Genomic DNA, 15,612 nt, shown 5'->3' on the forward strand with positions numbered 1-15,612 from the left:
GTTAATATTATTGTATGAGTGAAAAATATTTTCCATTGGACAAGGCCGCGCTGGAAGAAATCGCGCGGAAGTACCCGACGCCGTTTTACATTTACGATGAAAAGGCGATAATCGAAAATGTCCGCCGTATCAAGGCGGCGTTTTCGGTTTTTCCCGCTTATAAAAACCATTTTGCGGTAAAAGCTCTGCCCAATCCGTATATACTCAAACTTCTCGCCGCCGAAGGCTTTGGCGCGGATTGTTCCAGCTACCCGGAGCTGTTGTTAGCTGACATTGCGGGCATTAAGGGCGAAGACATTATGCTAACCTCCAACGAAACTCCTGTAAAGGAATATGAAACAGCCAAAGAACTTGGCGCGGTGATCAATCTGGACGATTACACCCAAATTGAATTTCTGAAAAAAAAGGTGGGATTGCCTGAATTAATCTCATTCCGCTACAACCCCGGCCCCCTCAAGGAAGGCAACGCCATAATCGGCAAGCCGGAGGAGGCAAAGTACGGCTTTACGAGAGAACAGCTAATTAAAAGTTATTCACTTTGCAAGGAAAAGGGCGTTAAACGCTTTGCCCTACATACGATGGTAGCTTCCAACGAACTTTCCATTCCATATCACATTGAAACCGCGCGAATGTTATTTGAACTCGCCGTTGAAATAAAAGAAAAAACCGGTGTGCGTATTGAATTTATCAATCTTGGCGGCGGCGTAGGAATCCCCTACAAACTCGATCAGGAAGCGGTAGATTATCAGGTTTTAGCCTCTGGCGTACAAAAAGCGTATAACGAGATTATAAGGCCGGCGGGACTTGATCCATTGAACATTCGCACCGAGTGGGGCAGAGTAATAACCGGCCCCTACGGCTGGCTTGTAGCCCGCGCGGTTCACAAAAAAGAAATTTACCGCAACTACATCGCCCTTGACGCCTGCATGGCGGACCTAATGCGCCCCGCCCTATACGGCGCGTATCATCACATAACGATTTCCGGCAAGGAAAACTCCCCGTTATCTGAAACTTACGACATAGTGGGCAGTTTGTGTGAAAACAACGACAAATTCGCCATTCAAAGAAAACTCCCCAAAATAGACGTTGCCGCCGATGGCGGGGCAGGTGACCTTGTAGTTATCCACGACGCTGGCGCCCACGGAAGAGCGATGGGCTTCAACTACAACGGCAAACTCCGTTGCGGCGAACTGCTTCTGCGCCCAAACGGTTCTGTATTGCAGATCCGCCGCCCTGAGGCGCCATACGACTATTTCGCCACGCTTGACACTTCGGGGGTTAAAGATTTTAAGATATAATTGTGGAGGGGAGAATGATAACAAGAAATCAGAATATAGCTAACTTAAAAGCCGGATACCTTTTTCCGGAAATCGCTAAGAGGCGGCGTGAATTTGCGGCGGCGCACCCTGAGGCGAAAATTATCAGTCTTGGAGTTGGCAATACAACCGAACCTATTTTTCCGCACACTAATAAGGGGCTTGTTGATGGGGCAAAAAAACTTGGAACTGTTAAAGGCTACTCAGGCTATCAGGACGAAGGGATGGCTGAGTTGAGGGAAAAGATTTCTTCAGTTTTTTATAAAGGAAAATTTTCGATAGATGAAGTTTTTATCTCTGACGGGGCAAAGTGCGACATCGGCAGATTGCAGACGCTTTTTGGGGCGGGAACGAAAATCGCTGTTCAAGACCCTTCGTATCCGGTCTATGTTGACGGTTCTGTTCTTGTCGGAGCGGCAGGCGGTTGGATTGGCAGCGGATACGCGGGTATCACATATCTTCCTTGCACGGCGGAAAACAATTTTTTTCCCAATCTGGAATTAATTCCGCAAAACAGCCTTGTCTATTTTTGTTCACCTAACAACCCCACCGGCGCGGTATCGGATCGCGCCCAACTTACCTCGCTTGTAAAAACCGCCCTCGAAAAAGGCTGCATCATTGTCTTTGACGCCGCCTACGCCGAATTTATCCGCGATCCTTCGCTGCCAAAAACCATCTACGAAATAGACAAGGCTGATCAATGCGCTATCGAAGTAAACTCATTTTCAAAGCCCGCCGGATTTACCGGAGTGCGCCTCGGTTGGTCTATTGTTCCAAAAGCGCTAAAGTACGCTGGTGGCGAAAGCGTCAACGCTGACTGGAACCGCATCGCGGGAACAATTTTTAACGGCGCGTCAAACATCGCTCAGGCGGGAGGGCTTGCCGCGTTAGACGACAAGGGACTAAAAGAAATCCGCAAGCTGACTGATTTTTATCTTGGAAACGCGAAGTTAATAAGAGACGCTCTTCAAAAGCTTGGAATAAAATGTATAGGCGGCGACAACTCCCCCTACATCTGGGCGCACTTCCCCGGCAGGGACAGTTGGGAAGTGTTTTCTCAAATACTTGAAAAGTGCCACGTTGTAACCACCCCCGGCGCCGGTTTCGGCCCTGCTGGACAAAGCTTCATCCGCTTTTCAGCCTTCGGCCACAGACCCGATGTCGAAGAAGCGTGTAGGCGTCTTGGTAAACTGGTTTAAAATCCTTTTTCACATAACCCTTGAACAATATTTTTATGAATATCCAGTATATTTACGCCTGATAATTTTCTCATGTTGTAATCTAGTATCTCGGCGTGGGAGATGCTTCCTTCTATCTTTGTAACATTATCGCCCCATTTTGCGGAGGCCTCGCTTACAAAACCGTCGTTGTCGCCGCTTGTTTTTTGTAAATACCTGTGGCTATGGAAAAATAATGAATCGTCAAAAGGACTTTTCATCGTAGAATAAAAACATTGATAATATACCCTGCCGTCCGGCAATACTTCTTTATTAAATTTTTTCATATATTCGGTTGTTAGCTGATAATTTAAATTAAACGGATCAGGGTTTTTATCACCGTATAATTTTCCAAAAAGTTTTAACGCTTTCTTGGCAATCCGCGTATGAAGAATTTTTTGCCGGTGAAAAAAATCGGATAATTCCGCGCCATGATGCGGAGTTGAAATTGTCGTCAAACTTGCCACTTTGCCGCCGTAATCGTATTTTAAAATCAGATAACGGGAATCAAGCCCGCCTTTGGAGTGGGCTAGTATATTTACTTTTTCGCTGTTTGTTTCGTCCAATACTTTATCAATCGTCGTTTTTAAAATTTTCGCGTTTGAGTCATAATCGCCCCATGAATCGGTATTTCCAAAATAAACCTTCGCCCCTGTTTCCCGTATTGTTTCAGGAATTTTACCCCAATATTTATTAACGCTTGGCCTGTCATGGGCGATAATTCCGTGTACAAGGACAATAGGGTATTTCACAGGCATATTATTGATCATTACGATTGCTTTGTCCATTTTGAAGATGACTTTGTTCTTGTATACGTTCCTATGCCCCCGTCATGTAAAAAATATCTTTCGCCTAGATCGCCGGGGAATGTTGAAATTCTGGAAGATAGACTGCTAGAAAAACCATAATAACCGAAATTTCTTTCAAAGGTTACGCTTATAAGGCTAGAACAATAAGAAAAAGCATTAACCTCTATTGTAGTAATAGTATTCGGTATAGTTATGTTAGTAAGGTAGTTATTTGTAAAAGCGTATGTTCCAATAGTTTTAACGCTCTCCGGTATTTTAAAATCGCCGGTTTTTCCGCCCGGATATAAAATTAAAACGGACATATCTTTGCTATACAAAACGCCGTCTTGTACTGTATATGCGCTATTATTATCATCAACAGTTATTGCGGTAAGTTTGGAACAATTACTAAAAGCGGAACCATCAATATTGGTAACATTTTTCGGTATGTTTATGCCGGTAAGACTGGTACAGCCGCTAAACGTCATATATGAGATGTCTGTAACACTGTCCGGAATAATTATGCCATTAAGGCTGGTACAATTCCTAAAGGTTAAATAACTCCCAACGTTTGTAATGTTATTTGGCAATGTTACGCTGGTCAGGCTGGTGCAGCTGAAAAAAACTTCACTCCCTATGCTTGTAATGCTGTTTGGTAAGGTTATGCCGATAAGACTGGTACAGTCTTTAAAGGCGCTATCCCCAATGCTTGTAATGCTGTTTGGTAAGGTTATGTCGATAAGACTGGTACAGCCTTTAAAGGCGCTATCCCCAATGCTTGTAATGTTGTTTGACAAGGTTGCGCTGACAAGGCTGGCACATTCTTCAAAGGTATAATTTCCAATGCTTGTAACTTTGTTTGGTATGGTTATGCCGGTAAGGCTGGTACAACCTGAAAAAGCGCCATACCCAATGCTTTCAACACTGTCAGGTATGTTTATGTTGACAAGACTGGCGCAGCCGAAAAAAGCGCTAGTCTCAATGCTTGTAACGCTGTCAGGTATGGTTATGTTGACAAGACCGACGCAGTTGGAAAAAGCGCTAGTCTCAATGCTTGTAACGCTGTCAGGTATGGTTATGTTGACAAGACCGACGCAGTTGGAAAAAGCGCATATCTCTATGACGGTAACGCCCTTACCTATTGTTATGTTTGCAAGTTTTTTACAACCTGAAAAAGCGCCGTAAGATGAACCGTCATTTGTATAGGTTTTAATTCTTGTAACATTGTCCGGTATAATTATGTCGGTAAGACTCGTACAACCGGAAAAAGTCTGATATTCAATAGAAGTAACGCCTTTCCCTATTGTAACATTGGAAAGACTTGTACAGCCTGAAAAAGCGTTTCTATCAATTTTTGTAACGCTGTCCGGTATGATTATGCCGGTAAGACTGGCACAACCGAAAAAAGCGCCCTCCCCAATGCTTTCAAGGCTGTTTCCTATACTTACGCTGGAAAGATTAACGCAAAATCTAAAAGCGCCATTCCCAATACTTTCAACGCTGTCCAATATGGTTACGCCGGTAAGATTTTCACAATCATCAAAAGCGTAATTCCCAATGGTTTTTACATTGCCTCCTATCGTTATGCCGACAAGATAATCATTTCCATTTTCATATGAAAGATAAATGTCTTTACCCATGTTAGTAATGCCGCCATAGTTATTATAAAAAGCCCTTTCCGGAATATTGGTAAATGTGCTGTCAGATAAGTCAAGGATAACATATCTTTTTTTTCTTTTAAGTACCTGATCTAAAGTATTAATCATATTACTATTATACGCTTGACCATTATAACCAAAACTGGCAAGATTCAGCGTAATCGTATATGGATTGTCGGCAGTATTAGAGGGCAGATTCGTTAAATACCTTTCTAAACGCGCAATATCTATAATATAGTCCGGCGTTTCGGGAAATACGGCGGTAATAACGCCTGAGTTGGCGGCGTTAGTTGCAATTGCTCCCTCCACTTTAAAGAAATTTTCAGGTACGCCTTGAATGGTGTAGTTTGGTTTAATAGACAAAGTGATTGTGGCAGTGTATGTTGTATTAATATCAAATGTACCGCTGAATGATGGTGAGTTATAGATATCTAATATAGGCGGATCCCACGTTATTTTTCCTATATATTGTTCTGTTTCCGGAATACTAAATCTAGGTTGTTCTCCGATTACGGGGTATATATACCGGATTTCCGCTATGTTGACCGTATAAGGAGGACCTTTTGAATTCGTTGTTTCGGCATCCTTACAAGCCGCCGCAAATATCAGCGCAGCCGCTAACAATACTGCCGGTATTTTGCAAAAGATTTTATTTTTGTTTTTCATAATTGTTACTCCTTAATAAATTATGGACGCACAAGACGGAAACCGGTATCTCTATACCGAGTGTATGGCGAATTGGTGTTTCTGTAGATTAAACGCATGTAATTTACTGGATCATAAAACCAACTGCCTCGATTACACCGGCTAATATCATAAGAAGAGTTGATAGCGGAAGTGTCTCCTATTGGATCGACAATATCACCGCTTGTACTTTTATAATATCCACGAGGCCGATCAAAGCACCACTCTCTTACGTTTCCTGTCATGTCGTATATCCCTAAATAGTTAGGCATTTTCTTTCCAACTTCGTGAGTTTTATAGTTGCTGTTGTCTGCATACCATGCGACATCGTCAAGCGTATCGCTTCCGGAATATGTGTATCCAACCCATCCTATGTTATTTGAGCTTCCGCCCTTGGCGGCGTATTCCCATTGCGCCTCGGTGGGCAAACGGTAGCCGTTGGAACTGCTGATAAATTCCGCCGCGTCCCAATTGCTTTTGTTGTAGCTATTGTTATTTGTAGGCACGCTTCCCCAAGTTGCAGGGTTTGTACTGCCCGAAATTCTATACGCGGGAGTCAAGCCTTCGGCTATGCTCATCTGATTGCAGAATAAGATGGCATCGTACCAGTTTACATTTTCTACCGGGCGATTTTTCTGAATTTCCCCCTGTGCAGGATCATCCTTAAAAGAACTTGGGTTGATCCCCATAACTGCCTGATACAACTCCTGCGTTACCTCGTACTTACCGATATAAAAGTCTTTTGTCAGTACTACTTTATGAGAATTTGTTAAATTTCCGTTTCCGGTTTTTCCCTCTTCCTGCCCCATAATAAAATCTCCGCTATACACTCTGATCATTTTATTTGGAACCCACCTGGCGTATAGGGTAATGTTTTCTGTAACGGTATTTACGTTAAAAACCCATTTGTTTACAGAGTCGCTTTCTTTGTACCAACCGCAAAAGAAATAGTCAGTCCTGCTTATCCTTCTTAATACTACGGGGTCACTAGCCAAAAAACCGTGAACTACAATCTGCTGTTCTGGAACAGGCAACCCGCCGTCTCCAATAAAATCAACCGTATGCCCCCATATTGCGTACAGGGCGATAACGTCTCCATCAGTTGGAGTAAAGTTTTTAACGAGTTGAGCGTCCGTGTAATCTGTTCCCTGTCCTGTGCTTTGGGTGTTCCATTTTACGAAAACATAACCGTGGCGGGCGTACCCATTGGCGGTAAGGGGTTTGTCAATGCCGTAAGCGTGAGGCGAGTCTGCCGTGGTTCCAAAAGCGTCTTCGGAATTTTTCTCGTAATGCACGGTGTAGTTAATTGGGTTCCATTTCGCGTATAAAGTGATGTTTTCGGTAACGGTATCAACGGTAAAATCCCATTTATTTGTAAAGGTATTTTCTTTATACTCTTTATACCAATCGTCAAAAATAAAGCCGGTTTGAATTCTTGCCGCAGGTTTATCAGCTTTATTACCGGGAATCACCACTTGATATGAAATAGCCGGCCAGCCGAAGTATGTAATAGTATACCCCCACTTGGCGTATAAAGTGATGTCTTCGGTTACTGTATCGACGGCAAAATCCCATTTAGTATCAAAGGTCTCTTCCTTATACCAGCCGCCGAAAGCAAGGTTAATATTTTTATTAATCATTAAGGTTGTGTTTGGTTCATTGATTTTACCTTCATGGCTTACATTTTGGCTGTCGGGGGCGTTTGTACTGCCGTATGATTCAAAAGTGACTTTATGCTTTACAAGATCCCATCTGGCGTAAAGGGTCATATTGTATGTAACGATATCTTTGTCAAAGTTCCATTTGTATTCATTGGAAAAAATTCCTTGATAATTTTTATTAAATCTATACCAGCCGCCAAAAACATAGTTTGCACGGGTCATGGGAGCCGGTTCAGTTACTTTTTTGCCATAGTAAACAAACTGCAACTGTGGAACCGGCGTTCCGCCGTCTGGTTCAAATTCAACAGTTTGCAGGGTAGTTGTGTTTTCTGTGTTTTCCGCGTCAGAATTATCAGCGCAGGCGGTAAGCAGGACAGTAAAGCTTATTGCGAAGAAAATAAGTAAAATCAATTTCTTCATAATTCACTTTCTCCGTTCCAGTTCTTACTTTGGCAATGGCGGTATTATTTGTTCGTGCAGTATTTCAAACTGCGGCTGCCCCTTGAACGAAAAAACAATCTTATCAACATTTGAGTATGTTAAGTAGATCTTCCCGCCATTTAAAGTTCCTTTAAACCATAACTTGTATTCTTTACCGGCTTCCAACGGCGGACATTTATAAATGCCCCTCCTTCTTTCACCAGATTGATCTTCATTCCAATATATATACACTCTTAGTTCCATTGGCTTTTCGGCGGGGAATAATATATCAGGCAGCCAATACGTTCCTTCTGCAGGGGCAGGTATCATAACTCCATCACAGTCATAAAACCTAATCCCCTCTTTTTGTTCTTTGACAAATTTTATTACTGCTCCCATGTTTGAATTATTCGTTTCCGCAAATGAATAACGAATCGGAACCGGAGCGGCCTTTTTCACATCGGCGGAAGAGCCGCACCCCATAATACAAAAAGCCGTAAGAACCAAAACAATCAATACAATCTTATTATTTTTCATTGTCCTCTCCTAATATTCTGAAACCCATTCAATGTGGAAATAAGTTTTTCATTGGGCATTAAGTTTAATGCTTTTATAGAAGACGCAATTTCCTCTTCAGATAAATTATTAAAAGCCTTCAACATGGCGGAATTCTCTTCTTTAGAGAAAGAGTTCATTGTCTCTGTAAATGGAACAATTTTTTCTTCCGGTAAAGAACTTATCCTCCGCGTCAAGGAATCAAACTCAGGCAGGGAATTGACAGCCGAAAAAGTATCAATTCCATCGATCTTTTTGCCTCTTTCTTCTCTAGCTTCTTCTATGGCCCAGACGGTTACCAAGACGATTATTTGAATAGGAGAAGTGATTAAGTCAAGAGGAATAGTAAATAAATACATAATAGGAAATGCATCTGCATTACTAAAATACTTTGTGAGGAGACAACCGCTAAAAGTATTGGCAATAATTATTATTACCAAAATCATAGCAATTTTTCCCGCTATTTTTTTCATAAAAACTCCTTAATAAAAAGCCTATTTGTTACGCCAACGGCGAACAGTTACCGATCTGTAAAATGACGGTTGTGCCTTTCCAACTATTTTTCAAATTAATACCTTGCATAAAACAACCGTGCGCCTTCCCTGTTTGGGGAAGGCTGCGCACGGCGCATATTATTTTTGTTTATAATATGTTATTGTCTGTAAATCACTACTGCCTACCGTTTGTAATATTGTTGTAAGGGTATTACCATCTGTAGATAAAGAATAAGTCCCTGATATTGGTGAAAACAGTTGGCTAATTAACGTTGGATAATCTTCTATATGTAATGTAGGAGTTAATGCTGTCATTCCATCCTTTGAATACCATTGTGAAGTACTAAACGTTATACCAAAACCTGTGGAAACTTGCTGCATTGTCGGGGAACCGCCATAAATTGAGTTGTATTGTATAGTTAGATTATTCTCATAAACAATATACGTTCCTTTTGTAACCGGAATATCGCCTTGTGTGACTTCAAGCGTACCATCGCTATTGAATGTTATAATTTGTGTCCCTGTAATCCATTTTCCATATAATTGAGATTTAGCGGGATCACTGCCGCCTGGAGGATTTACGCCGCCGCCGGGATCGCCGCCGCCTGACCCGCCGCTGTTATGGTTATCCCAGGACCCATCATTCCACGTTTTAGTAGCACTGCCATCTGAGAAAGTAATTGAACTGAAATACCTGTTTATAGCTTCTTCGTCGCTACCCTCAGAAACATTTGGTGAATCGTATATCATAACAGTACCGTAAACAGTGTCATTGCCGTGGTATCTTATAAAACTATTTTCCTGCCTTGTCCACATTGGTAAATTTACCCTTCCATTTGATATTTGAACTAATGTGCCAGACATTCCTGAAGCACCAACGCTAACGCTTTGAGCGCCTATAAGTATTAAATTCCCACTCTGAACGTATAGTAATGCATACTTCCCACTAAAATCATTCGGGAAACCAGTCAGTGTAAATGTACTGCTCTGGTTCTGATTGCCGCTGCCGCTGCCACTACCGCTGCCGCTGCCACTACCGCTGCCACTACCGCTGCCGCTGCCACTGCCGCTGCCACTGCCACTGCCGCTAGAACCGCCGCCTTGTTTTGTAAAGGTTCCGCCATTAGCGGTAAACTGACCATTCGTTATGGTTATTGGGATATTTTGTGGTGGAAGCCCCTCAATACCTTCCGGCAGATCAGCATAAGCAGTCCATTGATCCGCAGGTCTGGTACCTTGCCCATTCCAGCTCATAAGACTTGTATTAACCTGAGTTATGACAGCGGATATTTCATTCCCTTCTACCGAATAAGTACCGCGTATAATTTCATACCAATTCCCATTATTATCCCCATTAGACGCTTTCCATGTTCCGTTGGCCGCGACAATTTTCGTTCCGCCGTCTTCCTGAATCCAAGTGCCTTCAAAAGGGTCTTTATCCCCTTGGTCGGCATCGCCGCAGGCCGCCATAGAAAATCCGATTACCGCAACTAGTACGATAATTCCGAAAAACTTGCTTATATTCTTCATATAAAACTCCTTGCCGTTACCCTGCTTTTGGGTAATATTAATTCAAAAACCGCAACGCGGCCTTATGTTGCTAAGTTACTACCTAAATTTTATCGCGGAAAACCAATTTGTATATATGCCGAAAGGCATATTTTGCAAAAAAAAGCCTAAATTCATATATGCCGAAAGGCATATTTTGCCAAAAAACAGGGGTTTTCATATATGCCGAAAGGCATATTGTGTTATAATAAAATTGTATGAAACAAAATGGGCTGTTACCCCTTGCACGGCTTGCGTCTTCATTGTCTATCTTTGGCATTTTGCTGTGTATGCACTTAAGTTTTACACTTGCTCATTTTTTGCCTTCCGATTCCAAATATGTAATGTATGCGGTTTATATCTTCTACTTTTTGGGTATTGCCGCAGGCGCGTTTCTTTGCCCCCTGTTCCTGCCCGTACCAATCGGAAAAAACAAACCTCTATTCCGCGGCATTTGTTTTATCGCTTTTTTAATAGCCTTTGAATTTATCCTGCGCTCTTTTGGTTTTCATTTATGGCTTAGCTCTGCGGCGGTCAGGGGCATCATGGCAATTCCCGAGGGGATATTGACTACCGCATGCTACGGATTGTTCTATATAACATGGCTGAAAAAGCCGACGGCTGGCGGACGGGCAAATAGGACAGGCAAATTTTGCGTGCTGGTTTTAGGAGCGGCTCTGCTCGGCTCCGTCCTTGCCTGTTATTACTCCATACCGCCGCTGGAGAAAACCATAGCGGCTTCAGACCCAATAAAAGGCGCGGTATTTGTATTCAAATTTATTAAATGGTGCATGGTAATTTTGGCCGGTGTCTTTCCGGTGGCAAGCTTGTTTCTTTATCGGGATTTAATACGAGCTTCCGCCGCGGATGAACCGGCTAACGGCGCAGACAAAGACGCGATTGCCCTACCGGCCGTTAAAACCGATTGGCCGGTTATTCTGCGGCTGATTGGCATTGCGTCTGTGTTTACCGTTCTGAACGGGGTGCTTGATATGAGGGCGCTCCCTCTTTATTCCATTAAACCGGTAAGCCATCCCAATTATTTGTTGGTCGCGGTGGCGGTTCCCATTTTAGGATACCTTGCGGGGCTTTCAATAAACCGCTTTATACGCCGGTTCCTGCTTCCGTCAATAATTTTGTTTTTACTGTTCTCCTGCCTGCCGTTATTCGAAAATTATCCGCGCCTTGATACGATTATGAGCACTTTAATTTCTATTACTCATTATACGGCATGGGTGGTTTTTACCACCGCCATTGTGGAATTGTACTCAGGCGGTTTTTGGTTTTACGGGGCGGCGACGGTTATCTTTTTCAGCGTTGCTTTTGCCTTTCTTTCGCCATTAATCGATCCTTTTGTGCCTGACGGTACGGAGTATAAAGTGCTGTTTATAGTAATTGCCGCCGTGTTGTTTATGCTTTTGGCTTTAAGGTGGTTATTCTTCCCAAAACTGCCGCGCTTTACGGCGGTAAAACGGCAGGTGCCGCTTCACGTAACGCCTGTCTTTGAAATGTCCAATCTTAATGATATATTTGCGCAGCATGAGCTTTCCCAACGGGAAATTGAAGTTGCCAATTTGCTTGTAAAAGAAGGTTTTGGGAAAAATGAAATCGGGGAGCGTCTTTGTATCGCCCCCGGTACTGCCAAGATTCACATCAGTAATATTTATCAGAAATTTGCCGTAAAAAACAGAGCCGAATTTATGGCGTTGTTTGTAAAAAGCGAATAAATTTGATATTTGCTAATTCACATTTATTACTATATAATGCGTCCATAATTGAAAAAACAGGAGCGTACCATGAACCGAGAAGCTAAAATTAAAGAATTAATTTCCCAGATGACGCTGGAAGAAAAAGTTTCCCAGTTGCTTTATAAAAGCCCGGCGATTGAAAGGCTTGGGATACCCGAATACAACTGGTGGAACGAGTGTCTGCACGGTGTTGCAAGAGCGGGTATCGCGACTGTTTTTCCGCAGGCTATAGCGTTGGCGGCGACTTTTGACGATGAGCTTGTCGAAAAAATAGCGGACGCTATTTCAGATGAAGCGCGCGCCAAATATAACGAGGCGATTAAACAGGGTAACCGAGGCCAGTACTGGGGGCTTACTTTCTGGACGCCGAATATCAATATTTTCCGCGATCCGCGCTGGGGTCGTGGGCAGGAAACCTACGGTGAAGACCCCTACCTTACAAGCCAAATCGCTCTTGCTTTGGTACGCGGTTTGCAGGGGAATGATCCTGAAAACTTAAAGCTTGCCGCCTGCGCCAAACATTACGCCGTCCATTCCGGCCCCGAAAAAGACCGCCACACTTTTAACGCTATTGTTTCCAAAAAAGACCTTTTTGAAACTTACCTGCCGGCGTTCAAAGCGCTTGTTGACGGCGGCGTTGAATCCGTAATGGGCGCGTATAACCGTACTCTTGACGAACCGTGCTGCGCCAGTAATTTTCTGCTTAAAGATATTCTTCGCGGACGTTGGGGTTTTAAAGGCCATGTTGTTTCAGACTGTTGGGCTATCCGCGACTTTCACGAGTACCACAAAATTACTAAATCGCCGGAAGAATCGGCGGCACTTGCGCTTAACGCTGGATGCGATTTAAATTGCGGCTGTACGTACCCCATGCTGACTGTCGCTTTTAAAAAGGGGCTTGTCAGCGAGGAGGCGATTAATACAGCTCTACAGCGGTTACTGCGGACGCGTTTTAAGTTGGGAATGTTTGATCCGCCGGGGTCGGGCAAATACGGCAAACTTGGGCGTAAAGTTATCAGCTGCGAAAAACACCGCAAGCTCGCGCTAAAGGCGGCGGAGAAATCAATCGTTCTTCTTAAAAACGACAATAATCTTCTCCCCCTCGATTCAAGCCCAAAAAAAATTACCGTTACGGGGCCGGCGGCGGCTAACCCTCACTCGCTCTTTGGCAATTACTACGGTCTAAGTTCGCGCTTCATTACCATCCTCGAAGGGCTTTGTGAAAAAGTTAAAGATAAATTCGGTATCAATCTGGAGTACCGCCAGGGTTGCCTGATGTATAGCGAAAACAGCAAATCGCTTGCCGTTTACGGCGAGGCGAATATTGCCGATGTCGTAATCGCCGTGATGGGATTGGATGGCGCTATTGAGGGAGAGGAGGGAGACGCGATCGCTTCTGACTCCAACGGCGACCGTGACGCGATTGAACTTCCGGCATGGCAATTAAAATACCTTCAAAAAATACGCGCGACTGGCAAGAAAATTATTCTTGTTCTTACAGGCGGCAGTCCTATCGCTTTTCCTGAAGAAATTGCCGACGCTGTTATTTTCGCGTGGTATTCGGGAGAGTTAGGCGGCAAGGCTGTCGCGGACATTATTTTTGGCGATACCGTTCCATCGGGGAAACTCCCTATAACTTTTCCGGCTTCTACAAACCAACTTCTTCCATATAATGATTATTCCATGAAGGGGCGCACCTATCGATATATGACGGAAAAACCCTTGTATCCCTTTGGTTTTGGGCTTTCCTATACCAGTTTCCGCTTTGATTCCATCAATTTTTCTTCAACCGAGCTTTCCGCGGGGGGCTGTGTCAAGGCAAAAGTAACCGTAACCAATACCGGTAAAAGGGATGCCGAAGAAGTGGTACAATTGTATATTTCCAGAGATAATCGGGGGGAAGATGAGCCTTTTGCCTCGCTAAAGGGGTTTCGGCGTGTTTTTATCCCTGCCGGAAAGTCAAAAACTGTGGAATTTGCCCTTTTTTCGACGTTTTTTGAGACTTTTAACGCTAAAGGCGAAAATACCTTAATTCCCGGTTCCTATACGATTTTTGCCTCGGATGCCGCTCCTGTGCCTGTTTCTGTGGAAAAAGGCGCTCCCGCGCCGGTCTCAAAAAAAATATTTGTAAATTTATAAATAATTAAAAAAATGTATTGAATAAATTTTTTTATTGTGATAGAATGTTAGAAAATAAAAACTAGCCTATAAAGGTTGGAAAAAATTTATGGAGGAAAAAGATGAAGAAAGCACTTATTATTTTAGGTGTGGTACTTATGCTGGTTAGCATAAGCGGCTGTCAGAAAAAAGATTCGGGAAAATTGGTGATTTGGTCATTTACTGATGAATTGGCCAATATGACCAACAATCCTACTTGGGGTTTCAAGGCGACCCATCCTGGGATTACAGTTGAGTATTCCCAAACCCCGTCGGATCAGTTCCAGGCTAAAATAGACCCGGTACTGGCTAGCGGTCAGGGAGCTCCGGACATCATTGCGTTGGAATCAGCATTCGTACGCAAGTATGTTGAATCCGGTCTTCTTTTAGACATTACTGACATTTACGAAGCCAACAAGGCCAAACTTCTTGCCTACCCGGTGGAAGTTGGTTCTTATAAAGGTAAAGTATACGGTATGTCATGGCAGGCATGCCCCGGCGCTATGTTCTATCGCCGCAGCCTTGCAAAGAAATATTTTGGAACTGATGATCCCAAAACAATTCAAACTTACTTTGTAAACTTTAACAAATTCCTTGAAACAGCAAAATTGCTCAAAGATAAATCAGACGGCTCATGCGTAGTCGTTTCTTCTTTGAACGATCTGTTCAATTCATTCATGTCTGCCCGCAAAGATCCGTGGCTCGTGAACGGAAAACTGGTAATCGATCCGGCTATGGAACAGTACATGGATATTTGTAAGACACTGCATGACAACAGATGGGAAGGCAGAGTTGGTCAGTGGTCAGAAGGCTGGTTTGCCGGTATGAAGGGCGAGCTCAAAGACGAATCCGGAAAACCGATTGAAGTATTCTCATACTTCCTCCCCACATGGGGTCTCCACTATGTACTCAAGACCAATGCTCCCGCCACATCAGGCGACTGGGCTATGATTCAAGGTCCTTCAGCGTATCGTTGGGGCGGCACTTGGGTTGGCGCGTACAAAGGAACAAAGAATGTAGCTTCAGCTAAAGAATTTATCCGCTACGTAACCACCGATGACAACTTCCTTGAAGCTTGGGCAAAAGATACCGGCGACATGGTAAGCAATATCAATGTCATCAACAAAATTAAAGATACCTATAGTGAACCCTTCCTCGGCGGACAGAATCACTATGCGGAATTTGCTGAAATGGCCAAAGGCGTTAATGGCAAACTTCTTCAAGGAACCGATGAAGCCATTGAAGGACTCTGGAACGAAGCGGTCGCCGCTTTCGTAAATGGAGAAAAATCCAAGGCTCAGGCTCTTGCTGATTTCAGATCACAGGCTGAATCACAGTTTGTAAGATAATTTGAGGTAGCTTTAAA

The 15,612-nt window shown here is 43.4% G+C and carries 11 protein-coding genes; 5 read left to right on the top strand and 6 right to left on the bottom strand.

Translation table 11 applies throughout. From position 1 onward, the window contains the following. The first annotated feature begins 14 nt into the window (after positions 1–14). Both ACYVRA_RS16195 and ACYVRA_RS16200 read left to right on the top strand, forming a co-directional pair. Positions 15–1,298 carry a diaminopimelate decarboxylase gene (locus ACYVRA_RS16195; RefSeq protein ID WP_461253770.1) on the top strand — a complete coding sequence of 428 codons (1,284 nt, stop codon included), beginning with the start codon at positions 15–17 and terminating at the stop codon, positions 1,296–1,298. 14 nt (positions 1,299–1,312) lie between these two features. Further along, positions 1,313–2,515: an LL-diaminopimelate aminotransferase gene (locus tag ACYVRA_RS16200; protein ID WP_461253771.1), complete on the top strand. Its 1,203-nt coding sequence runs from the start codon at positions 1,313–1,315 to the stop codon at positions 2,513–2,515. Here the strand turns inward: ACYVRA_RS16200 and ACYVRA_RS16205 are convergent. From ACYVRA_RS16205 to ACYVRA_RS16230, 6 genes are all read right to left on the bottom strand, one after another. Next, positions 2,512–3,321, bottom strand: coding sequence for an esterase/lipase family protein (locus ACYVRA_RS16205; RefSeq protein ID WP_461253772.1), 810 nt, complete (start codon positions 3,319–3,321; stop codon positions 2,512–2,514). The genes ACYVRA_RS16200 and ACYVRA_RS16205 overlap by 4 nt on opposite strands. Next, positions 3,303–5,645 (bottom strand): leucine-rich repeat domain-containing protein, encoded by a 2,343-nt coding sequence (locus ACYVRA_RS16210; RefSeq protein WP_461253773.1) that lies wholly within the window; start codon positions 5,643–5,645, stop codon positions 3,303–3,305. The genes ACYVRA_RS16205 and ACYVRA_RS16210 overlap by 19 nt, the downstream gene beginning before the upstream one ends. 20 nt (positions 5,646–5,665) lie before the next feature. Further along, the gene (locus ACYVRA_RS16215; RefSeq protein WP_461253774.1) at positions 5,666–7,744 is read right to left on the bottom strand and encodes an InlB B-repeat-containing protein; all 2,079 of its coding nucleotides are present in this window, start codon (positions 7,742–7,744) and stop codon (positions 5,666–5,668) included. Between the two features lie 24 nt (positions 7,745–7,768). Beyond that, positions 7,769–8,281, bottom strand: coding sequence for a hypothetical protein (locus ACYVRA_RS16220; protein ID WP_461253775.1), 513 nt, complete (start codon positions 8,279–8,281; stop codon positions 7,769–7,771). After that, positions 8,278–8,772, bottom strand: a complete 495-nt coding sequence (locus ACYVRA_RS16225) for a hypothetical protein (RefSeq protein ID WP_461253776.1) — start codon at positions 8,770–8,772, stop codon at positions 8,278–8,280. Before ACYVRA_RS16225 ends, ACYVRA_RS16220 begins: the two co-directional genes overlap by 4 nt. Before the next feature lie 159 nt (positions 8,773–8,931). Next, entirely contained in the window at positions 8,932–10,323 is a 1,392-nt protein-coding gene (locus tag ACYVRA_RS16230) for a hypothetical protein (protein WP_461253777.1), read from the bottom strand. Positions 10,324–10,559: 236 nt separating this feature from the next. On the opposite strand from ACYVRA_RS16230, the gene ACYVRA_RS16235 reads away from it, so the two are divergent. The 3 genes from ACYVRA_RS16235 (at position 10,560) to ACYVRA_RS16245 (ending at position 15,595) form a co-directional block, all read left to right on the top strand. After that, on the top strand, positions 10,560–12,068 hold the full coding sequence (locus ACYVRA_RS16235; RefSeq protein WP_461253778.1) for a LuxR C-terminal-related transcriptional regulator: 1,509 nt from the start codon (positions 10,560–10,562) through the stop codon (positions 12,066–12,068). Between the two features lie 69 nt (positions 12,069–12,137). After that, complete coding sequence (locus ACYVRA_RS16240) at positions 12,138–14,228, top strand: glycoside hydrolase family 3 N-terminal domain-containing protein (protein ID WP_461253779.1); 2,091 nt, start codon at positions 12,138–12,140, stop codon at positions 14,226–14,228. Positions 14,229–14,329: 101 nt separating this feature from the next. Then, positions 14,330–15,595: an ABC transporter substrate-binding protein gene (locus tag ACYVRA_RS16245; protein WP_461253780.1), complete on the top strand. Its 1,266-nt coding sequence runs from the start codon at positions 14,330–14,332 to the stop codon at positions 15,593–15,595. Positions 15,596–15,612 lie beyond the last annotated feature (17 nt).

The organism is Treponema sp. R8-4-B8 (genome assembly GCF_054786175.1).